Raw genomic sequence first — 21,389 nt, forward strand, 5'->3', positions numbered from 1 at the left:
ATGCAGGATGCCGCCGTGGCGGCTGAAGAGCGACGCTAACGCGCCACGGGCGCGTGTCGCTCTGAAGGCCGATAGCCGTGAGGCTATCGGCCGGTCTTCCGCTCGGTCAATTGCTGCTCAAGCCGCCTTGCGTGCCGCCAACTGGCGCAGCACGTAATGCAGGATGCCGCCGTGGCGGCTGAAGAGCGACGCTAACGCGCCACGGGCGCGTGTCGCTCTGAAGGCCGATAGCCGTGGGGCTATCGGCGGGTCTTCCGCTCGGTCAATTGCTGCTCAAGCCGCCTTGCGCGCAGCCAACTGGCGCAGCACGTAATGCAGGATGCCGCCGTGGCGGAAGTACTCGACTTCCTTCGGCGTCAGCAGCAGCACCTTGACCTCGATCGTCTTGTGGCTGCCGTCGGCCTTCTTGGCGACCAGGGTGGCGGTCTTGGCCGCGCCGTCGTCGAGACCGACCACGTCGATCACTTCCGAACCGTCCAGACCGTGGCTCTGCGCGTTCTCGCCGTCCTTGAACTGCAGCGGCAGCACGCCCATGCCGACCAGGTTGGAGCGGTGGATGCGCTCGAAGCTCTCGGCGATCACCGCCTTGACCCCGAGCAGGTTGGTGCCCTTGGCGGCCCAGTCGCGCGAGGAGCCGGTGCCGTATTCCTTGCCGGCGAACACCACCAGCGGCACGCCGTCGGCCTTGTACTTCATCGCCGCGTCGTAGATCGCCAGCTTCTCGCCCTGTGAAGGCCGGCCGTCACCGCCGTCCTTGGAAAAATACAGCGTGTTGCCGCCTTCCTCGCCGCCGAACATCAGGTTCTTGATGCGGATGTTGGCGAAGGTGCCGCGCACCATCACGTCGTCGTTGCCGCGACGCGAGCCGTAGCTGTTGAAGTCGGCCGGTTGCACGCCGCGCGCGATCAGGAAGCGGCCGGCGGGCGAGTCTTTCTTGATGTTGCCGGCGGGCGAGATGTGGTCGGTGGTGATCGAGTCGCCGAACAGGCCCATCACGCGCGCGCCGCGGACGTCGTCGATGTTGCCGACCTGCATGGTCATGCCGTCGAAGTAGGGCGGGTTCTTGATGTAGGTCGAGTCCTCGTCCCACTGGAAGGACTCGCCGTCGGGCGAGGCGATCTGGTTCCAACGCGTGTCGCCCTTGAACACGTCGGCGTAGTTTTGCGCGAACAGTTCCGGGCCGACGGTGGCGGCGATCATGTCGCCGATTTCCTTGTTGCTCGGCCAGATGTCGCGCAGGTAGACGTCCTGGCCGTCGGCGCCCTTGCCGATCGGCTCTTTGGTCAGGTCGATGTTGACCGTGCCGGCGATCGCATAGGCCACCACCAGCGGCGGCGAGGCCAGGTAGTTGGCTTTCACTTCCGGATGCACGCGGCCTTCGAAGTTGCGGTTGCCCGACAGCACCGAGGCGACCACGAGTTCGTTCTCGGCGATGCCCTTGGAGACTTCGTCCGGCAGCGGGCCCGAGTTGCCGATGCAGGTGGTGCAGCCGTAGCCGACCACGTAGAAACCGAGCTTTTCCAGGTCGGCGAGCACGCCGGCCTTGCGCAGGTAGTCGGTGACTACCAGCGAGCCCGGGCCGAGCGAGGTCTTGACCCAGGGCTTGGACTTCAGGCCCAGGCGAGCGGCGTTGCGCGCGAGCAGGCCGGCGCCGAGCATCACCGCCGGGTTGGAGGTGTTGGTGCAGGAGGTGATCGCGGCGATCACCACCGAGCCGTCGGACAGGTCGGCGTCCTGGTCGTGGATGCGGATCTTCGACACCGGCTTGGCGGCGAGGTGATCGGCCTGGGCCTGGGCGCCGCCTTCGCTCTTGAGCTCGTCGACCGCGCAGCCGAGCTTGGCGTTGCCGCCGTTGTTCGACTTACGGTTGGCGATCAGCGGGCCGAGGTTGTCGTTGAAATTGGTGTGCACGTGTTCGAGCAGGACGCGGTCCTGAGGACGCTTCGGGCCGGCCATCGACGGACGCACCTCGCCGAGGTCGAGTTCGAGCGTGGCCGAATAGGTCGCATGCGGCTGGCCGGGTTCGTGCCACAGGCCTTGGGCCTTGGCATAGGCTTCGACCAGCGCGATCTGCTCTTCCGAGCGGCCGGACAGACGCAGGTAGGTCACCGCTTCGGCGTCGATCGGGAAGATGCCGCAGGTCGCGCCGTACTCGGGCGCCATGTTGGCGATGGTCGCGCGGTCGGCCAGCGGCAGGTGTTGCAGGCCGTCGCCGAAGAACTCGACGAACTTGCCGACCACGCCGTGCTTGCGCAGCATCTGGGTCACGGTCAGGACCAGGTCGGTCGCGGTCGCGCCTTCCGGCAACTGGCCGGTCAGCTTGAAGCCGACCACCTGCGGAATCAGCATCGAGGAGGGCTGGCCGAGCATCGCCGCCTCGGCTTCGATGCCGCCGACGCCCCAGCCGAGCACGCCGATGCCGTTGATCATGGTGGTGTGGCTGTCGGTGCCGAACACGGTGTCTGGGAAGGCCTGCAGGTCGCCGTCGACCTCGCGGCCCATGACCACGCGGGCCAGGTTCTCCAGGTTGACCTGGTGGACGATGCCGGTGTTCGGCGGCACCACCTTGAAGTTCTCGAACGACTTCTGGCCCCAGCGCAGGAAGCTGTAGCGTTCCATGTTGCGCTGGAACTCGATCTTGCCGTTCAGGTCCAGCGCCTCGGGGCTGCCGAACACGTCGACCTGGACCGAGTGGTCGATGACCAGCTCGGAGGGGATCAGCGGGTTGATCTGGCGGGCGTTGCCGCCGAGCCGGCCGACCGCGTCGCGCATCGCCGCGAGGTCGACCACGCAGGGCACGCCGGTGAAGTCCTGCAGGACCACGCGCGCCGGCATGAAGGCGATCTCGGTGTCGGGCTCGCGGGTGGCGTCCCACTGCGCGACGGCCTCGATGTGGTCCTTGCCGACCGTGGCGCCGCCGTCTTCGTGGCGCAGCAGGTTTTCGAGCAGGATCTTCATCGAGTAGGGCAGGCGGCTGATGTCGTAGCGCTCGCCCAAGGCCGGCAGGCTGAAATAGGTGTAGTCGCGGCCGTTGACGGAAAGCTTGCGGCGGGTCGAATAGGAGTCGGGCATGTCGGTGGAGCTCCTTTGGTACGGCTGGCGTGCCGCTGGGGCGGCACGGAGGCTGGCGCGCCTGGGGGTATGGGCGCGGTGGCTGGCGATGGCGCCGATTATCGCTTTATCGGGTTCAGGAAGCGTGCAGACCATGGTCGCAAGCGCGCTACAGCGTTCCACCCCAAGCGTATGGACGGATCGCGCAAAGCCTTGCGCGGCGAGGGGCCGGCACACCCTCCGCGTTGCCGCGAAAGCCCTTTGAAGGCAAAATACGCGGTCGAGGCCGTGCCCTTCGTGGGCGCCCGCGGCCTTGCCTCCCAGCAACTCGCCACCAGCAACTCGCCACGTAAGTCCGAACGCGCCGGTCGCGGCGGCGGACCCACGCAGCCAGTGCCACGTCTTTACCGCTTCACTCCGACGGGAATCTCCATGCTCTCCAGCTATCGCCAACACGTTGCCGAGCGCGCCGCGCTGGGCATTCCGCCGCTGCCCCTGACCGCCCAGCAGACCGCCGAGGTCATCGAGCTGCTGAAAGCGCCGCCGGCGGGCGAGGGAGAGTTCCTGCTCGACCTGATCACCCAGCGCGTGCCGGCGGGCGTCGACGACGCCGCCAAGGTCAAGGCCTCGTACCTTGCCGCGGTCGCCTTCGGCACCGAGAAGAACGCGCTGATCAGCCGCGAACGCGCGACCGAACTGCTCGGCACCATGCTCGGCGGCTACAACATCCATCCGCTGGTCGAACTGCTCGACGACGCACAGGTCGGCACCATCGCCGCCGAAGCGTTGAAGAAGACCCTGCTGATGTTCGACGCCTTCCACGACGTCCAGGACAAGGCCGAGGCCGGCAATGCCAACGCCAAGTCGGTGCTGCAGAGCTGGGCCGACGCGGAATGGTTCACCAGCCGTCCGGAAGTGCCGGAAAGCCTGACCATCACCGTGTTCAAGGTGACCGGCGAGACCAATACCGACGACCTGTCGCCGGCGCCCGACGCGACCACGCGCCCGGACATCCCGATGCACGCCCTGGCGATGCTCAAGAACGCCCGCGACGGCATCGTGCCGGAAGAAGACGGCAAGCGCGGCCCGATCGCCTTCATCGAATCGCTGAAGGACAAGGGCCACCTGGTCGCCTACGTCGGCGACGTGGTCGGTACCGGTTCGAGCCGCAAGTCGGCCACCAACTCGGTGCTGTGGTTCACCGGCGAAGACATCCCCTTCATCCCGAACAAGCGCTTCGGCGGCGTGTGCCTGGGTTCGAAGATCGCGCCGATCTTCTACAACACCATGGAAGACGCCGGCGCGTTGCCGATCGAACTCGACGTGTCGCAGATGAACATGGGCGACGTGGTCGAGCTGCGTCCCTACGACGGCAAGGCCATCAAGGACGGCCAGGTCATCGCCGAGTTCGCGCTCAAGTCCGACGTGCTGCTCGATGAAGTGCGCGCCGGCGGCCGCATCCCGCTGATCGTCGGCCGCGGCCTCACCGCCAAGGCGCGCGAAGCGCTGGGCCTGCCTGCCTCGACCCTGTTCCGCCTGCCGCAGAACCCGGCCGACACCGGCAAGGGCTATTCGCTGGCGCAGAAGATGGTCGGCCGCGCCTGCGGTCTGCCGGAAGGCGAAGGCGTGCGCCCGGGCACCTATTGCGAGCCGAAGATGACCTCGGTGGGTTCGCAGGACACCACCGGCCCGATGACCCGCGACGAGCTCAAGGACCTGGCCTGCCTCGGCTTCTCGGCCGACCTGGTGATGCAGTCGTTCTGCCACACCGCGGCCTATCCGAAGCCGGTCGACGTCAAGACCCACCACACCCTGCCGGAGTTCATCTCCAACCGCGGCGGCATCTCGCTGCGCCCGGGCGATGGCGTGATCCACAGCTGGCTCAACCGCATGCTGATGCCCGACACCGTCGGCACCGGCGGCGACTCGCACACCCGCTTCCCGGTCGGCATCTCGTTCCCGGCCGGCTCCGGCCTGGTCGCGTTCGCCGCGGCCACCGGCGTCATGCCGCTGGACATGCCGGAATCGGTGCTGGTGCGCTTCAAGGGCGAAATGCAGCCCGGCGTGACCCTGCGTGACCTGGTCAACGCGATTCCGTTGGCTGCGATCAAGTCCGGCCTGCTGACCGTCGCCAAGCAGGGCAAGAAGAACATCTTCTCCGGCCGCATCCTCGAGATCGAAGGCCTGCCGCAGTTGAAGGTCGAGCAGGCGTTCGAGCTGTCCGACGCCTCGGCCGAACGTTCGGCCGCCGGCTGCACGGTCAAGCTCGACAAGGAACCGATCATCGAATACCTCACCAGCAACATCACGCTGCTGAAGTGGATGATCGCCGAGGGCTACGCCGATCCGCGTTCGCTCGCCCGCCGCATCAAGGCGATGGAAGGCTGGCTGGCCAACCCGCAGCTGCTGGAAGGCGATGCCGATGCCGACTACGCCGCGGTGATCGAGATCGATCTGAACCAGATCGTCGAGCCGATCGTGGCGTGCCCGAACGACCCCGACGACGTCAAGACGCTGTCGGACGTGGCCGGCGCGGTCATCGACGAAGTCTTCATCGGTTCGTGCATGACGAATATTGGTCATTTCCGGGCTGCGGCCAAGCTGCTCGAAGGCAAGCGCGACATTCCGACCCGCCTGTGGGTCGCGCCGCCGACCAAGATGGACGCGTCCGAGCTGACCAAGGAAGGCCATTACGGCACCTTCGGCACCGCCGGCGCGCGCATGGAAATGCCGGGCTGCTCGCTGTGCATGGGCAACCAGGCGCAGGCGCGCGAAGGCGCGACCGTGTTCTCGACCAGCACCCGCAACTTCCCGAACCGTCTCGGCCGCAACACCAACGTCTACCTGGGCTCGGCGGAACTGGCGGCGATCTGCTCGCGCCTGGGCCGCATCCCAACCCGCGAGGAGTACATGGCGGACGTCGGCGTGCTCAAGGCCGACGGCGACAAGATCTACCGCTACATGAACTTCGATCAGATCGAAGACTACAAGACGGTCGCCGACACGGTGGCCGCGGCCTGATCGGCCGGCGGTAAACCGAGAAACGAAAAACCCCGGCTCAGGCCGGGGTTTTTTGTTGGGCGCGGCCGGCACGGTTCAAACCGCATGCGACGCATCTGCCCCTGCAGGAGCGGCGTAAGCCGCGACAAGCGAAGCGATGTCATCACCCGCACGACGCGGCAATCGGAATGAGGTTGTGGCTCGTGCAGCTCCTCCAAGGACAGGTTCCGCTGCAAGCAGACCCGCGCAGCCAGGGGTAGGAGCGGCGCAAGCCGCGACAGGCGAAGCGATGGACCCGACCCGCACGATGCGACAACCGGACCTAGGTCGCGGCTCGCGCCGCTCCTGCAAGGGCAGGTTCCGCCGCAAGCAGACCCGCGTCGCCAAGGGTAGGAGCGGCGCAAGCCGCGACAGGCGAAGCGATGGCCCCGACCCGCACGACGCGGCAACCGGAACGAGGTCGCGGCTCGCGCCGCTCCTACAGGGGAAGGTTTCGCCGCAGGAGACCCGTCCTCAGCCCAAACGCGCTTCGATCGCGTCGACCATGGCGCGGCGGCGCAGCAGGAAATCCCAATAGCTGCCGCCGAGCTGGCGCCACAGCACCGCCGAACGCACCGCGGCCAGCAGGGCGGCGCGGACTTCGGCGACCACGCCGGGTTGGCCGAGGTAATGCGGGTTGCCCTGGACCAGCACCCGCGGGCGCAGGTGGCTCAGGGTCTCGGCGTACAGGCTGCCGAGGGCGGCGATGACGTCGGGGTGGCTGCTGCCGAGGCGGCCGGCGGCGGTGGCCTGGCCGTGGATGCCGCGCAGGACCTTCTCGGTCATGGCGGCGTCGCGGACGAAGCGGCGCTCCAGTTGCAGCACGGCCAGGGCCAGCCGCGGCAGGTGCTCGTCGTTGGCGCGGTTGACGAAATAGTCCTGCAGCAGCACCAGGCCCGGGCGCAGGTTCGCCAGGCCGCCGTAGACGGCCGCCGGGGTCGAGGCGTCGATGCGGAACACCGAGTCCAGGGCGGTGTCGAGCACGGAGGCGTTGGCCTGGCCGGTGTCGGCGATGCGCCGCACCTGGCCCAAGGCCTGGGCCAGGCCGGCGAGTGCGAGTACGCGTTCGGAGAGGTCGGCCATTACGTAGTGGGTTCCTTGGGGGGCAGGGGGGCGGCGCAATCGGGTGCATCGGTGGCGGCGATCACCGCGCCACCCAGGCAAACCTCGCCGTCGTACAGCACCAGCGACTGGCCGGGCGTGACCGCGCGCTGGGATTGGGCGAAACGGACTTCCAAGCTGCCGTCATCGCGCACCGAGACTTCGCAGTCCTGGTCGGGTTGGCGGTAACGGGTCTGGGCGCTGCAGACGAAGCGGGCGGCCGGCGGCTGGCCGGCGATCCAATGGGCGGTTTCAGACCACAGGGTCTGCGAATGCAGCCAGGGGCTGTCGCTGCCCTGGTCGACGTACAGCACGTTGGTCGCGACGTCCTTGCCGACCACGTACCAGGGCGCCGGCTCGAAGCCGCGCACGCCGCCGATGTTGAGGCCTTCGCGCTGGCCGAGGGTGAAATAGAACACGCCCGGATGGCGGCCGACGACCTGGCCGGCCGGGGTGCGGATCTCGCCTTCGCGCGCCGGCAGGTAGCGCGACAGGAACTCGCGGAAATCGCGTTCGCCGATGAAGCAAATGCCGGTCGAGTCCTTCTTGGCCGCGGTCGGCAGTTGCGCCGCGCGCGCCATCTCGCGCACGTCGCGCTTGAGCAGGTCGCCGAGCGGGAAACGCGTGGCCGACAGCTGCGCCTGGCCGAGCTGGTGCAGGAAATAGCTCTGGTCCTTGCTGCGGTCGACCGCCCGCAGCAGGCGGAAGCCGGCCCCGGCCTTATCGACGCGGGCGTAATGGCCGGTCGCTATGAACTCCGCGCCGAGCTCGCGCGCAGCGTCGAGGAAATGCTTGAACTTGATCTCGCGGTTGCACAGCACGTCCGGGTTCGGGGTGCGGCCGGCGGCGTATTCGGCGAGGAAGTGCTCGAACACCCCGGCCCAGTACTCGCCGGAGAAATCGCGGAAATGGATCGGCAGGCCGAGCCGGCCGGACACCGCGACCGCGTCGCGGCGGTCGTACTCGGCGCGGCAGTCGCCGCTGCCGTCGTCGGCCCAGTTCTGCATGAAGAGGCCGGCGATCGGCTCGCCGGCGTCGCGCAGGCGCAGGGCGGCGACCGAGGAATCGACCCCGCCCGACATACCCACGATGGTGCGTACCGATACGGCCATGAGGATCAGACCGGGTCGGGCGAGACCATTTGCTGCAGCAGATCCAGCGAATGGCGGCGTCCACCGAGGTAGTCGGCGACCACGCGCCAGACCAGCGGACTGCGGTGCTCGGGCGCGCGCGCCTGCAACTCGGCCGGGCTCATCCACAGGGCCTGGACGATGCCTTCGTCGAGGCTCCGGCCGGGGTCGTGGCGGACCGGTTCGGCGGCGAAGGCGAAGCGCAGGTAGTGGCGGCCGCCGGCGCCGTCCTCCTGCAGCGGCGCCTTCCACTGGTAGGCGCCGACGAAGGCGGTCAGGCGCACGTCCCAGCCGGTCTCCTCGCGGGTCTCGCGCAGGGCGGCGTCGATCAGGCTCTCGTCCGGCTCCAGGTGCCCGGCCGGCTGGTTGATCACCAGGCGCCCGCCGACCGATTCCTCGACCATCAGCAGGCGGCCGCCGTCGACCACGATGGTGGCGACGGTCACATCGGGTTGCCAGAAACGGCCTTCGCGGTAGCTCACGTCAGAATTCGTCCTGGCCGGGGGTAAGTTGCGATTCCATCTCGTCGGCCGCGCGGACCACATAGTCGATCGCATCGTCGAGGTCTTCCTGGCTCGCGTCGGCGTCCAGTTTGACCACGAACACGGCCACCGAGTCCTGTTTGACCCAGCCGCCCATCTTGCTGAGCTGGCTGTCCTCGAGCAGGCGGTTGGCGACCTCGGCCGGGAAGTCCTTGTCCGAGGTGCGGTAGCCCGGCGACCAGACCTCGCGGACCTGCAGCTTGCCGTAGCGCTCGGTGTGCGAGATCACATAGGCCATCTGGCTGCGGTCCTCGTCGAGGCCGAAGGTCAGGGTGTAGTCGCCGTCCTTGTCGACTTCGTACTTGTAGCCCAGGGCGTCGAGCTGCTTGCCGATGCGCGGGTCGGCGGACTTGGCGGCGGCTTCGGCCTTGGCTGCGGCCGGCTCGGCCTTGGCCGGGGCGCTCTTGAGCGAGGCGGCGTCCGCCTTCGTCGTCGGCGCGGCCGTCGCCAGGACGGGCAGCAGCGAGAACAGCAGGGCAGGCAGGTAACGTGGCAGGCGCATGAGGGTCCTTGAATTTCGCGGTGCCGGCGCAACCTTGACCGGCGGCTCCGACCAAGATGGCGGCGCTGCGGCATTTTGCAATGCGGCCGGGCATGCGTCCATGTCGCACGGCGGCCGCATCCACGGCGGGACGGGGCAGGGGTTTATAATCGCGCAATGGCAAAACAGACCGAACAAGAACACAGTCATGGCGTATTGGTGGAAACCGGCAAGCCCGAAGTCGCGCGGCCGCCGCTGTATTCCGTACTCCTGCTAAACGACGACTACACCCCGATGGACTTCGTGGTCGAGGTCCTGATGCGCTTTTTCCCGATGAACGTCGAAAAAGCCACCCAGATCATGCTCCATGTCCATACCCGCGGCCGCGGCGTATGCGGCGTCTTCACACGCGAGGTCGCCGAGTCCAAGGTTGCACAGGTGAACGAATTTTCAAGACTTCACCAACACCCCTTGCTGTGTACGATGGAAAAGGCCTAAAAGGTAGTTGTCGCACCCGTTGGGGCGGGGCATGGAAAAGCCGGCGAGCGCCCCCACGTAGCGTGCATACGTCCTGGAGGCTCCGCCCCATGTTCAGCAAGGATCTCGAATACAGCATCGGCCAGTGCTACAAGCGCGCCCGCGAGGCGCGCCACGAGTACATGACGGTCGAACACCTGCTGCTCGCACTACTCGACAACCCGTCCGCCGAGGCCGTCCTCAAGGCGACCAACGCCGACTTCGCGCGTCTGCGCAGCGACCTCGAACAGGCCATCGCGACCTCGGTCCAGGTGCTGCCCGACGACGTCGACCGCGATACCCAGCCCACTTTGGGTTTCCAGCGTGTGCTACAGCGCGCTGTCTATCACGTGCAGTCCTCCGGCAAGAAGGAGGTCACCGGCGCCAACGTGCTGGTCGCCATCTTCGGCGAGAAGGATTCGCACGCGGTCTACTTCCTCAATCAGCAGGACGTGGCCCGCCTCGACGTGGTCAATTACCTGTCGCACGGCATCGTCAAGCACAACGCCGAAGACAGCCACGGCCACCACGAGGAAAGCGAATCCAAGCCGGCCGAAGGCCCGGAGAGCGAAGGCAAGTCCGACGCCCTGGCCGAGTTCGCCAGCAACCTCAACCAGTTGGCCCGCGAGGGCAAGATCGACCCGCTGGTCGGTCGCGGCGACGAGGTCGAGCGCACCATCCAGGTGCTGTGCCGCCGGCGCAAGAACAACCCGCTCTACGTCGGCGAGGCCGGCGTCGGCAAGACCGCGATCGCCGAAGGCCTGGCCAAGCGCATCGTCGACGGCGACGTGCCCGAAGTGCTGCGCAACGCCACCATCTTCGCCCTCGACCTCGGCGCCCTGGTCGCCGGCACCAAGTACCGCGGCGACTTCGAGAAGCGCCTCAAGGCGGTACTGGCCCAGCTCAAGAAGCAGCCCGAGGCGATCCTGTTCGTCGACGAGATCCACACCATCATCGGCGCCGGTTCGGCCAGCGGCGGCACCATGGACGCCAGCAACCTGATCAAGCCGGCCTTGTCCTCGGGCGAACTGCGCTGCATCGGTTCGACCACGTTCCAGGAATACCGCGGCATCTTCGAGAAGGACCGCGCGCTGGCGCGGCGCTTCCAGAAGATCGACATCGTCGAGCCGACCGTCGGCGAGACCTACGAGATCCTGCAGGGCCTCAAGCCCAAATACGAATCTCATCACGGCGTGACCTATGCCGACGAAGCCTTGCAGGCCGCGGTCGACCTGTCGGTCAAGCACATCGGCGACCGCCTGCTGCCGGACAAGGCCATCGACGTCATCGACGAAGCCGGTGCGCGCCAGCGTCTGTTGCCGGAGAACGTGCGCAAGCAGCTGATCGACATCGAAGAGATCGAGATGATCGTGGCCAAGATGGCGCGCATCCCGACCAAGCAGGTCTCGGCCAGCGACAAGGACGTGCTGCGCAACCTCGAACGCAACCTCAAGATGGTCATCTTCGGCCAGGACGCGGCGATCGAGACCCTGGCCTCGGCGATCAAGCTGGCGCGCTCGGGGCTTGGCAACCCGGACAAGCCGATCGGTAACTTCCTGTTCGCCGGCCCGACCGGCGTCGGCAAGACCGAGGTCACCAAGCAGCTCGCGCTGCAGCTCGGCATCGAGCTGGTCCGCTTCGACATGTCCGAGTACATGGAGCCGCATTCGGTCAGCCGCCTGATCGGCGCGCCTCCGGGCTACGTCGGTTTCGACCAGGGCGGCCTGCTGACCGAGAAAATCGTCAAAACCCCGCACTGCGTGCTGTTGCTCGATGAGGTCGAGAAGGCGCATCCGGACATCTTCAACATCCTGTTGCAGGTCATGGACCGCGGCACGCTCACCGACACCAACGGTCGCGAGGCCAACTTCAAGAACGTGGTGCTGGTGATGACGACCAACGCCGGCGCGGCCCAGGCCTCGCGGCGCTCGATCGGCTTCACCAAGCAGGACCATTCGACCGATGCGATGGAAGTGATCCGCAAGGGCTTCAGCCCGGAATTCCGCAACCGCCTCGATGCGGTGGTGCAGTTCCAGGCGCTGGGCTTCGATCACATCCTGCGCGTGGTCGACAAGTTCCTGATCGAACTGGAAGCGCAGTTGCACGAGAAGAACGTGACCTTGACCGCGACGCCGACCGCACGCGATTGGCTGGCCCAGCACGGTTTCGACCCGCAGATGGGCGCACGTCCGATGGCGCGTGTGATCCAGGACAAGATCAAGCGTCCGCTCGCCGACGAGCTGTTGTTCGGCAAATTGGTCGGTGGCGGCCGGGTCACCATCGACGTGCGCGACGACGAGCTGATCGTCGACGCCCATGCCGAGCCGGAGCGTTTGCTGCCGGTTACGGTCTGACCGCGCAAGCGGTGAGGGCATAAAAAAGGCGGCCTTCGGGCCGCCTTTTCGTTTCTGCCTGTTGGCGAACGCCGGTCAGCGCACGCGGCGGTAGCTCTGGTAGGCGGTCTCGTCGATCTTCTCGACCGACTCGATGTCGCAGAAATCGCGCTGGGTCTTGACCCGGGTGCCGCTGGGGCAGACACGGCCCTTGGTCTTTTCGGCGGTCACTACGAGCTTCGGCGTGAAGCTCAGGTCGTAGCAACCCTTGCGTACGTTCAAACGGTAGTAATTGTCGGCATCCTTGACCAGGACGGCCTTCTCTCCGACACGCGACAACTGGGCCTCGGCGCCGAGATCGACGCAGGCGTCGATCGGATCCGCGAACGCGACGGTCGCGGAAAGGCAGAGCAGGGTGGCCAGAGCGGTCCTTGATAGCGGCAACATGGGGGCGTCCTAATTGAGCGAGCTCGGATTGAGCTGAGGCAAAGTTAGTCGCGTGGCGCCGCGCGCGAATCTGGAAGAAGTCGCTGTGACCTTCGTCACGGCATGACGTTTGGCATAAACGTTTTCGCCGCTTCGTGCATCCACGTGTGTTTGTGCTTCCTTTTCGATGGGCCGACGCAGCCGGCAAGCGCTGCGTAGTTTCGCCATGCTCGTGTCGCGATCTGTGAGGCCGCATCGCACAATTGCCGCAGTGCAGCTCGATCGCGCAATGGACCCGATGCTAGCGTCGCTTGGCAACATCTGCACGTTGCACTACACGCGCCTCGTCGCGTCGTCGTCCGCCATCGAAGTCCGTTCTCGGATTTCGCTGGGGATTCGCAGCAAGCGCCCATGGACGGCGAGCGCCGACGAATCTTCGTCGACTCAAGGAAGGAGTACTCATGAAGCTTCGCAAGTTCTCTCTCGCGGCCGTCGCCGCTTTCGCCTTCGGTTTTTCGGCTTGGGCCGTGGCGGGCATCTGGCCGGGTCCGTGCCAGGTGTGCCGCAACGCTTACCAGGCTTGCCAACTCGATCCCGATGCCGAGTGCGAAGCCGAATTCAGCCGTTGCCTGATCCAGGCCGGCTGCCCGCTGGAGTAGTCGCTCCGCTGCCCGTTTTATTTCACGCCGGTCGCAGCGGCAGCGATAGCTATGTCCGCGAGGCTGCGAGCCGGCGCCAAGACCACCGTCGTCCCATCCCGAAGGAAAGGAGCTCACTCATGCAACTGCGTCGTTTTTCGCTGGCCGCGATGGCCGCCTTCGCGTTCGCCAGCGCCGCATCGCTGACCGCGACCGCGGCCGATCCCTGCGATGGCTGCTGGCGCACCTACAACAAGTGCATCGAGGTCGGCAGCGACCCGGGCTACTGCGAGTACAGGGTCACACAATGCCTGGCGCGCTACGGCTGCCCGGCACCGCCGTTCTAGGTTCCAAGGGTAGGCTTGCCGGTCTGGGCGAGGGCGCTCGCCATGGAGGCGGGCGGCGGCGTAGCCGGCCGCCATGGCCGCGTAAGCAAGCAGGGCCTTAGCGAGGCCTCGCCGGCAAATCCGAGGCATGAAAAAGGCGGCCAATGCCGCCTTTTTTCAATAACTTACCGCGATTATTTCATGCGGTAGGTGATGCGACCCTTGGTGAGATCGTAGGGCGTCATTTCGACCTTGACCTTGTCGCCGGTCAGGATGCGAATGTAGTTCTTGCGCATGCGACCCGAGATATGGGCAATGATCTCGTGCCCGTTTTCGAGACGCACGCGGAACATGGTGTTCGGAAGAGTTTCCGCCACCGTGCCCTCGAATTCGATCACGTCATCTTTTGCCATGTGTTTCCTAGGGAGTCGCGAAAAGCGGGCGTCGCGCGCCCGCGAAGCCGCACATTCTGCCACGCCGGCGGCCTGGTAGCAAAAATCCGTTAATCGCGCCGCCGGCTGGGACTGGCGCCGGCAGCAAGACCGCTCGCGCTAGCGTTCCGCCAGGCGCGAGGCCGGCCAGTCGCCGAAGCGCTCGGTCCAGGGCCCGGCCGGTTCGGCGATGGCGGTGAGCGCCGCGACCTCGGCCAGGAAGGCTGCGCGCGGCATCGATCCGGCGCCGAGGCTGAGCAGGTGCGGGTTCTCGACCTGGCCGTCGAGCAGCGGCCAGCCCCATTCGTGCAGGCGATGGGCCAGCGCCGCGAGCGCGACCTTGGAGCCGCCGGAGCGGGCGCTGAACATGCTTTCGCCGAAGAACATGCGCCCGATCGCGACCCCGTAGATGCCGCCGGCCAGGCGTTCGCCGTCGTAGACCTCGACCGAATGGGCGTGGCCGAGCTCGTGCAGGCGCTGGTAGGCGGCGAGCATGTCCTCGGTGATCCAGGTGCCGTCCTGGTGCGGGCGCGGCGCCCGCGCGCAGGCGGCGATGACCTCGGCGAAGGCGGTGTCGGCGCGCACCGTCCAGTTGCAATGGCGCAGGCTGCGACGGAATTTCGACGGCAACCGCACGCCGTCGGTGCGGAACACGGTGCGCGGGTCCGGGCACCACCACAGCAGCGGATAGCCTTCCGACGGCCACGGGAACACGCCGTGGCGGTAGGCGTTGAGCAGCCGGCCCGGGCTCAGGTCGCCGCCCATCGCGAGCAGGCCGTCGGGTTGGCGCAGGGCGTGTTCGGGCGACGGGAACGGCGCGTCGGGGTCGGGCGAGAGCAGGATCGGCAGCTGGCTCATGGGCCCGGCTCCGTGGCAGTGGCCAAAGTCTGCGCTTCGACCGCCTTGAACGGTGTGTGCAGCGACAAGGTGCGCGCGTACTGCCGCACCGAGGCCGCCTCGTCGCGGCACCAGGGCCGCAGGGCGTTGCGGAAGCCGGGGTCGGCGATCCAGTGGCGGCTGCGCACGAAGCTGGGCAGGAAGCCGCGCGCGAGTTTGTGCTCGCCCTGGGCGCCGGGCTCGAAGCGGGTCAGGCCCTCGCGCAGGCAGTAGTCGATGCCCTGGTAGTAACAGGTCTCGAAATGCAGCCCGGGCAGACTGACTTCGGCGCCCCAGTAGCGGCCGTACAAGGTGTCGCCGCCGCGCAGGCACAGCGCTCCGGCGATCGGCTCGCCCTCGCGTTCGGCCAGGAAGATCACCAGCGACTGCGGCATGGTCCGTGCCAGGTGGCGCAGGAAGCCCAGGGTCAGCGCCGGGTGGTTGCCGTACTCGGCGAAGGTGGTCAGGTAGAAGCGGTGCATCGTCGCCAGGTCGGCGTCGCTGGCGTCGCGGCCTTCGACGATGCGGAAGCTGACCCCGGCACGCGCGACCTTGGCGCGTTCCTGGCGGATGTTCTTGCGGTGCTTGTGGTCGAACGCGGCCAGGAACTGGTCGAAGTCCTGCCAGCGCCGGCCCTGCGCATCGGCCTCGTTGCGCCAGTGGTATTGCACGTCGATGCGTTGCAGCCAGTCGCCGCCGCAGGCTTCGTGCTCGAACGCGGCGTCTTCGCCGGCCTCGTGGAAGTTCACGTGCGCCGACGACAGGCCCTGGCGCTCGCACAACTGCGCCATCGCCGACAGCAACAACGGCCGCTGTGCGTCCTCGCGCGCGAGCAGGCGCGGCCCGGTCACCGGCGAGTAGGGCACCGCGGCCAGCCATTTCGGGAAGTAGTCGCGGCCGTGCTGGGCGTAGGCGTGCGCCCAGGCGTGATCGAACACGAACTCGCCGTGCGAGTTCTGCTTGAGGTAGGCCGGCATCGCTGCGATCAGTTCCTCGCCGTCCCACACGCTCAGGTGATGCGGGGCCCAGCCCCATTCTTCGCGCAGGCAGCCCTGCTGTTCGAGGCCGAGCAGGAAGGCGTGGGCGACGAAGGGATTGCGGTCGTCGTGCAGCGCATCCCATTGCGCGGGCGCGACCTCGGATAGCGAGGCGAGCAGCCGGATCGACAGGGCGTCGGTGCTTGCGGTCACGGGCGGCGCGAGTCGCTATCGAGGGGGCTGCGCTCCGAGCGCAGCCGCGGGGGCCTTGCATGGGCGTCGCGGGGCGACGCCCGCAGGCGGGCGCCGGGTTCGCGGCCGATTCGCATCGATCCGCGATGCCCCGGCATCAGGCGTCCTTGTCGAGGAACTTCTCGGCGTCGAGGGCGGCCATGCAGCCGAAACCGGCCGAGGTGATGGCCTGGCGATAGACCTGGTCGGCGACGTCGCCGGCGGCGAACACGCCCGGCACCGAGGTCTGGGTGGCGTTGCCGTCGAGACCGGTCTGGATGGTCAGATAGCCGTTCTTCATCTCAAGCTGGCCTTCGAACAAGGTGGTGTTCGGGGTGTGGCCGATGGCGATGAAGAGGCCGTGGATGGTCAGGTCGCGGGTCGAGCCGTCCTGCACCGACTTCACCCGCAGGCCGGTCACGCCGACGTCGTTGCCGAGCACTTCGTCGACGGTGTGGTGCCAGACCGGTTCGATCTTGCCGGCCTGGATCTTGGCCTGCAGCTTGTCCTGCATGATCTTCTCGGCGCGCAGGGTGTCGCGGCGATGCACCAGATAGACCTTGCGCGCGATGTTGGACAGATACAGCGCTTCCTCGACCGCGGTGTTGCCGCCGCCGATCACCGCCACGTCCTGGTCCTTGTAGAAGAAGCCGTCGCAGGTCGCGCAGGCCGATACGCCGCGGCCCTTGAAGGCGTCTTCCGACGGCAGGCCGAGGTACTTCGCGGTCGCGCCGGTGGCGATGATCAGGGCATCGGCGGTGTAGTCGCCGTTGTCGCCCTTGAGGCGGAACGGGCGCTTGGACAGATCGGCGGTGTGGATGTGATCGAACACCACTTCGGTATCGAAGCGTTCAGCGTGCGCCTGCATGCGCGTCATCAAATCCGGGCCCATCAGGCCGTGCGCGTCGCCGGGCCAGTTGTCGACTTCGGTCGTGGTCATGAGCTGACCGCCCATTTGCAGGCCCGTGATCACCAGCGGCTTCAGGTTCGCGCGAGCGGCGTAGACGGCGGCAGTCCAGCCGGCCGGGCCGGAACCGAGAATGACGACACGGGAGTGCTTGGAAGGGGTCATGTATATAATCGCGGCAGTTGGGAGCGCGCTCTGCGCAGAATGAAACTCCACATTCCAGCCATACGCCGGCGTGTTGAAGTTTCAGGAGCAGGGCATAGCTTGGAGGCGGCGTCCCGGCAAAACAAGGCGTGTCGCAGGGACGCAATGTTGCGTGCCTCAAATCGCATCTTGCCGGCCAACGCGGCGCCCTATCTAATCGCGCACCGGTCAGTCGCGCACAAGAGCCGCCTCATTCGGCTCCGCGGCACCGTAACGCGCTTCACCGAATACCGCGACAGCCCCACGTTCCACCGCAACCGTTCCGACACCACACGACAAACTTTAGACAATCAGGCTTGGGGCGCCGCGCATGCGGCGTTTTTTCTGGGCCGCACTGGAGACAGCAATGCGTATCGGCGTACCGAAGGAAACCAAGACCCTCGAAGGGCGCGTCGCGCTCGTTCCCGCCGCGGCGGGCGATCTGGTCAAGCGCGGCCACGAGGTCTGGCTGGAACAGGACGCGGGCATCAAGAGCGGGTTCAAGGACGCCGACTACACCCGTCTGGGCGTGAAGATCGCCCCGGACGCGGCGGCGCTGTACGAAAAGGGCGAACTGATCGTCAAGGTCAAGGAGCCGATCGCCGGCGACCTGCAGCACCTGCGCAAGGATCACCTGCTGTTCTGCTATCTGCACCTGGCCGCCGAGCCGGTGTTGACCAAGCAGTTGCTCGACATCGGCCTGACCGGCGTCGCCTTCGAGACCGTCGAGCTGCCCAACGGCGACCTGCCGCTGCTGGCGCCGATGTCGATCATCGCCGGCAAGATCGGCGTCCAGGTCGGTACCCACCTGCTGCACCAGCCCATGAGCGGCAAGGGCAAGTTGCTCGGCGGCCTGCCGTCGACCGAGCGCGGCAAGGTCGTCGTGTTCGGCGCCGGCCAGGCCGGCGGCGCGTCGGCGGCGCTGGCCGCGGCCGGCGGCTCCAACGTGACCGTGTTCGAAATGCGCCAGGACCGCATGGACCAGATGATGCGCCTGGGCAACAACGTCACCGCGTTGTTCCCCTACGTCGACGTGGTCGCCCGCGAAGTGGCCTCGGCCGACCTGGTGATCGGTGCGGTGCTGGTGACCGGCGCGCGCGCGCCGCACGTGCTGACCCGCGACATGCTCAAGGGCATGGAAGACGGCAGCGTGGTGGTCGACATCTCGATCGACCAGGGCGGCTGCTTCGAGACCTCGCGCCCGACCACCTGGAAGGAGCCCACCTACGTCGAAGAGGGCGTGACCCACTTCTGCGTGACCAACATGCCGGGCGCCGTGCCGCAGACCTCCTCGCAGGCGATCTGCGCGGCGATCCTGCCCTGGGTCAACAAGCTGGCCGCCGGCGCCGAGTGGCGCAACAACCCGGCGCTGGTGCGTGGCATCAACGTCGAAGCGGGCCAGCTGATCCACCCGGCCCTGCAGGGCATGAAGCTGTAAGCGACTGACTGACACGGCCTGACCGGCCGGGCGCGAGGAGGCGAGATATCGCCGCCGCTCGCCCGGGACCGGTTTGCGCCGGCGGAGCGGGGCGGTAAGGTGGGGCGGTGGCCGATCTCGGCGCCAGCGTCTCGCCGCCGCCCCGTTTTTCATGGGGCGGTTTCGTTGGGCGGGGGCGCGATTGCCGGCCGGACGACGATGCCGCGGTGGGCGTCGGCAGGAAAGCGCGGGTCGGCCCTGGGTGGGCGCCCAGCCGCTTTCTTTCCACTTCGCTCGATTCGGCTGTATATTCAACAACTAACAGTATCAACCTAAGGCAGCACATCACGGTGGCGCAAGCTCCCACAGCCAGTCGCAAGAAGGCCAAACCGGCCGAGACCGAAAAGCGCCCGCCGTCGCCGCGACGTCAGCGGCTGATGCGCGACATCGTCCTGATCGTGATCGCGCCGCTGCTGCTGTATCTACTGGCGAGCCTGGTGACGTTTTCGCCGGCCGATCCGGGGTGGTCGCATTCGGGCTCGATCACCGCGCCGCTGCACAACGTCGGCGGCCGCGTCGGCGCCTGGATCGCCGATGTGCTGCTGTACCTGTGCGGCTATGTCGCCTTCCTGTTGCCGATCATGCTCGGCGCCATCGCCTGGATCGCGCTGTTCGGCATGGACACCGACGGCGACGGCGAAGCCGACCTCGGTCCGGCGCTGCGCCTGATCGGCATCGTCGGTTTCCTGGTCTCGGCGACCGGCCTGCTGCAACTGCGTTTCGGCCCGGCCGAATATTTCTCCGCCGGCAGCGGCGGCATCCTCGGCCAGTTGGTCGGGCGTTCGCTGTATTCGGGTTTCGGCCCGGTCGGCGGCAATCTGTTCCTGCTCGCGCTGTTGCTGATTTCGGTGACCCTGGCCACCGGCATCTCCTGGTTCGCGGTCATGGACAAGCTCGGCCAGTGGACGATGGCGATGGGCCCGACCCTGAGCAAGCTGTTCCGCCGCGGCAGCCAGCAGGCGACCGAGTGGCGCCAGGCCCAGGTCATGCGCGAAGAGCGCGAGGAAGTGCGCAAGGTCGACACCGAGCTGCGCTCCAAGCGCGAGAAGGTGCGGATCGAGCCGCCGCCGGCACCGGTGGTGGAGAAGAGCGAACGCGCCAAGCGCGAAACCCAGATCCCGCTGTTCAACACCGGCGACGGCAGCGGCCTGCCGCCGCTGGCCCTGCTCGACGATCCCAAGCCGCAACCCAAGGGCTACAGCGAAGAGACCCTGGAAACCCTGTCGCGCCAGATCGAATTCAAGCTCAAGGATTTCCGCATCGACGCCCAGGTCATGGGCGCTTATCCCGGCCCTGTCATCACCCGCTTCGAGGTGCAGCCGGCGCCCGGCGTGAAGGTCAGCCAGATCAGTTCGCTCGACAAGGACATCGCCCGCGGCCTGTCGGTCAAGTCGGTGCGCGTGGTCGACGTGATCCCCGGCAAGTCGGTGATCGGCCTGGAAACGCCGAACACCAGCCGCGAGATGATCTATCTGTCCGAGCTGCTGCGCTCGAAGGAATACGACAAGTCCGGCAGCCCGCTGACCCTGGCGCTGGGCAAGGACATCGCCGGCCGCCCGACCGTGGCCGACCTGGCGCGCATGCCGCACTTGCTCGTCGCCGGCACCACCGGTTCGGGCAAGTCGGTGGCGGTCAACGCGATGGTGCTGAGCCTGCTTTACAAAGCCTCCGCGAAGGAACTGCGGATGCTGATGATCGACCCGAAGATGCTCGAACTCTCGGTCTACGAGGGTATTCCGCATCTGCTGGCGCCAGTCGTCACCGACATGAAGGAAGCCGCCAACGGCCTGCGCTGGTGCGTGGCCGAGATGGAGCGCCGCTACAAGCTGATGTCCATGGTCGGCGTGCGCAACCTGGCCGGCTTCAACAAGAAGGTCCGCGACGCCGAGGAAGCGGGCCAGCCGATGATGGACCCGCTGTTCAAGCCCAATCCCGAGTTGGACGAGGCGCCGCGCCAGCTCGAGACCTTGCCGTTCATCGTCATCTTCATCGACGAATTCGCCGACATGATGATGATCGTCGGCAAGAAGGTCGAAGAACTCATCGCTCGCCTGGCGCAGAAAGCGCGCGCCGCCGGCATCCATCTGATCCTCGCCACCCAGCGTCCGTCGGTCGACGTCATCACCGGCCTGATCAAGGCCAACATCCCGACCCGCATCGCCTTCCAGGTGTCGAGCAAGATCGACTCGCGCACCATCCTGGATCAGTCCGGCGCCGAGACCCTGCTGGGTCACGGCGATATGCTGTACCTGCCGCCCGGCACCGCCATGCCCGAGCGCGTCCACGGCGCCTTCGTCTCCGACGAGGAAGTGCATCGCGTGGTCGAACACCTGAAGCAGGTCGGCGGCCGCCCGGACTACATTGAAGGCGTGCTCGACGAAGTGCAGACGATGGGCGACGGCACCGTGGTCGGCGCGACCGGCCTGCCGGAAACCGCCAATGCCGGCGGCGACGAATCCGACCCGCTCTACGACGAGGCCGTGCGCATCGTCACCGAGACCCGCCGCGCTTCGATCTCGGGCGTGCAGCGCCGGCTCAAGATCGGCTACAACCGAGCCGCGCGCCTGATCGAGGCGATGGAAGCGGCCGGCATCGTCACCCCGCCCGAACACAACGGCGACCGCAGCGTGTTGGCGCCGCCGCCGCCGAAGTAAGATCGCGCCTTGTAACATCGCGCCTTACGAGGCACTCCCGCACTCCCGCGGCACGACGTCGTATCGGCCC

17 protein-coding genes are annotated in these 21,389 nt (G+C 67.0%); 7 read left to right on the forward strand and 10 right to left on the reverse strand.

Annotated features, from left to right (window positions below; translation table 11 throughout):
- Nucleotides 1-273: 273 nt before the first annotated feature.
- On the reverse strand, nt 274-3,072 hold the full coding sequence (gene acnA, locus ACTJJK_RS00005; RefSeq protein ID WP_031372285.1) for an aconitate hydratase AcnA: 2,799 nt from the start codon (nt 3,070-3,072) through the stop codon (nt 274-276).
- A 411-nt stretch (nt 3,073-3,483) separates the two neighbouring features.
- Between acnA and acnB the strand changes: the two genes are divergently transcribed.
- Nucleotides 3,484-6,072 (forward strand): bifunctional aconitate hydratase 2/2-methylisocitrate dehydratase, encoded by a 2,589-nt coding sequence (gene acnB, locus ACTJJK_RS00010; RefSeq protein WP_031372286.1) that lies wholly within the window; start codon nt 3,484-3,486, stop codon nt 6,070-6,072.
- A 492-nt stretch (nt 6,073-6,564) separates the two neighbouring features.
- On the opposite strand, the gene hflD is transcribed toward acnB, so the two are convergent.
- The 4 genes from hflD to ACTJJK_RS00030 are packed head-to-tail and all read right to left on the reverse strand — an operon-like array spanning nt 6,565 to nt 9,365.
- Complete coding sequence (hflD, locus tag ACTJJK_RS00015; protein WP_031372287.1) at nt 6,565-7,173, reverse strand: high frequency lysogenization protein HflD; 609 nt, start codon at nt 7,171-7,173, stop codon at nt 6,565-6,567.
- Nucleotides 7,173-8,303 (reverse strand): tRNA 2-thiouridine(34) synthase MnmA, encoded by a 1,131-nt coding sequence (gene mnmA / locus ACTJJK_RS00020; RefSeq protein ID WP_440729146.1) that lies wholly within the window; start codon nt 8,301-8,303, stop codon nt 7,173-7,175. The genes hflD and mnmA overlap by 1 nt, the downstream gene beginning before the upstream one ends.
- A 5-nt stretch (nt 8,304-8,308) precedes the next feature.
- The gene (locus ACTJJK_RS00025; RefSeq protein WP_440729147.1) at nt 8,309-8,803 is read right to left on the reverse strand and encodes an NUDIX hydrolase; all 495 of its coding nucleotides are present in this window, start codon (nt 8,801-8,803) and stop codon (nt 8,309-8,311) included.
- 1 nt (nt 8,804) lies between these two features.
- Nucleotides 8,805-9,365 (reverse strand): YbjN domain-containing protein, encoded by a 561-nt coding sequence (locus ACTJJK_RS00030; RefSeq protein ID WP_235186257.1) that lies wholly within the window; start codon nt 9,363-9,365, stop codon nt 8,805-8,807.
- A gap of 156 nt (nt 9,366-9,521) precedes the next feature.
- Here ACTJJK_RS00030 and clpS point away from each other — a divergent pair, with 156 nt between their 5' ends.
- Nucleotides 9,522-9,842: an ATP-dependent Clp protease adapter ClpS gene (clpS, locus tag ACTJJK_RS00035; RefSeq protein ID WP_031372291.1), complete on the forward strand. Its 321-nt coding sequence runs from the start codon at nt 9,522-9,524 to the stop codon at nt 9,840-9,842.
- Nucleotides 9,843-9,931: 89 nt separating this feature from the next.
- Nucleotides 9,932-12,214, forward strand: coding sequence for an ATP-dependent Clp protease ATP-binding subunit ClpA (gene clpA / locus ACTJJK_RS00040; protein ID WP_031372292.1), 2,283 nt, complete (start codon nt 9,932-9,934; stop codon nt 12,212-12,214).
- A 75-nt stretch (nt 12,215-12,289) separates the two neighbouring features.
- Here clpA and ACTJJK_RS00045 read toward each other — a convergent pair whose 3' ends face one another.
- Nucleotides 12,290-12,640, reverse strand: a complete 351-nt coding sequence (locus ACTJJK_RS00045; RefSeq protein WP_223620187.1) for a DUF6491 family protein — start codon at nt 12,638-12,640, stop codon at nt 12,290-12,292.
- Between the two features lie 440 nt (nt 12,641-13,080).
- On the opposite strand from ACTJJK_RS00045, the gene ACTJJK_RS00050 reads away from it, so the two are divergent.
- Nucleotides 13,081-13,278: a hypothetical protein gene (locus tag ACTJJK_RS00050; protein WP_031372294.1), complete on the forward strand. Its 198-nt coding sequence runs from the start codon at nt 13,081-13,083 to the stop codon at nt 13,276-13,278.
- A gap of 119 nt (nt 13,279-13,397) precedes the next feature.
- Nucleotides 13,398-13,604 carry a hypothetical protein gene (locus ACTJJK_RS00055; RefSeq protein WP_031372295.1) on the forward strand — a complete coding sequence of 69 codons (207 nt, stop codon included), beginning with the start codon at nt 13,398-13,400 and terminating at the stop codon, nt 13,602-13,604.
- Nucleotides 13,605-13,777: 173 nt separating this feature from the next.
- On the opposite strand, the gene infA is transcribed toward ACTJJK_RS00055, so the two are convergent.
- The 4 genes from infA to trxB form a co-directional block, all read right to left on the reverse strand.
- Nucleotides 13,778-13,996: a translation initiation factor IF-1 gene (infA, locus tag ACTJJK_RS00060; RefSeq protein ID WP_031372296.1), complete on the reverse strand. Its 219-nt coding sequence runs from the start codon at nt 13,994-13,996 to the stop codon at nt 13,778-13,780.
- Nucleotides 13,997-14,134: 138 nt separating this feature from the next.
- On the reverse strand, nt 14,135-14,872 hold the full coding sequence (aat, locus tag ACTJJK_RS00065) for a leucyl/phenylalanyl-tRNA--protein transferase (protein WP_440729148.1): 738 nt from the start codon (nt 14,870-14,872) through the stop codon (nt 14,135-14,137).
- The gene (locus ACTJJK_RS00070; protein ID WP_440729239.1) at nt 14,869-16,059 is read right to left on the reverse strand and encodes a GNAT family N-acetyltransferase; all 1,191 of its coding nucleotides are present in this window, start codon (nt 16,057-16,059) and stop codon (nt 14,869-14,871) included. The genes aat and ACTJJK_RS00070 overlap by 4 nt, the downstream gene beginning before the upstream one ends.
- Before the next feature lie 157 nt (nt 16,060-16,216).
- The gene (gene trxB, locus ACTJJK_RS00075; RefSeq protein ID WP_057918101.1) at nt 16,217-17,170 is read right to left on the reverse strand and encodes a thioredoxin-disulfide reductase; all 954 of its coding nucleotides are present in this window, start codon (nt 17,168-17,170) and stop codon (nt 16,217-16,219) included.
- Between the two features lie 385 nt (nt 17,171-17,555).
- On the opposite strand from trxB, the gene ACTJJK_RS00080 reads away from it, so the two are divergent.
- A complete protein-coding gene (locus ACTJJK_RS00080) occupies nt 17,556-18,626 on the forward strand; it encodes an alanine dehydrogenase (protein WP_031372300.1) in 1,071 nt (356 codons plus the stop codon).
- Nucleotides 18,627-18,955: 329 nt separating this feature from the next.
- Nucleotides 18,956-21,319: a DNA translocase FtsK gene (locus tag ACTJJK_RS00085; RefSeq protein WP_031372301.1), complete on the forward strand. Its 2,364-nt coding sequence runs from the start codon at nt 18,956-18,958 to the stop codon at nt 21,317-21,319.
- The last annotated feature ends 70 nt before the right edge of the window (nt 21,320-21,389 follow it).

It is taken from the genome of Lysobacter sp. 22409 (genome assembly GCF_052045105.1).
In the GTDB taxonomy this organism is placed as follows: Bacteria; Pseudomonadota; Gammaproteobacteria; order Xanthomonadales; family Xanthomonadaceae; genus Lysobacter; species Lysobacter antibioticus_B.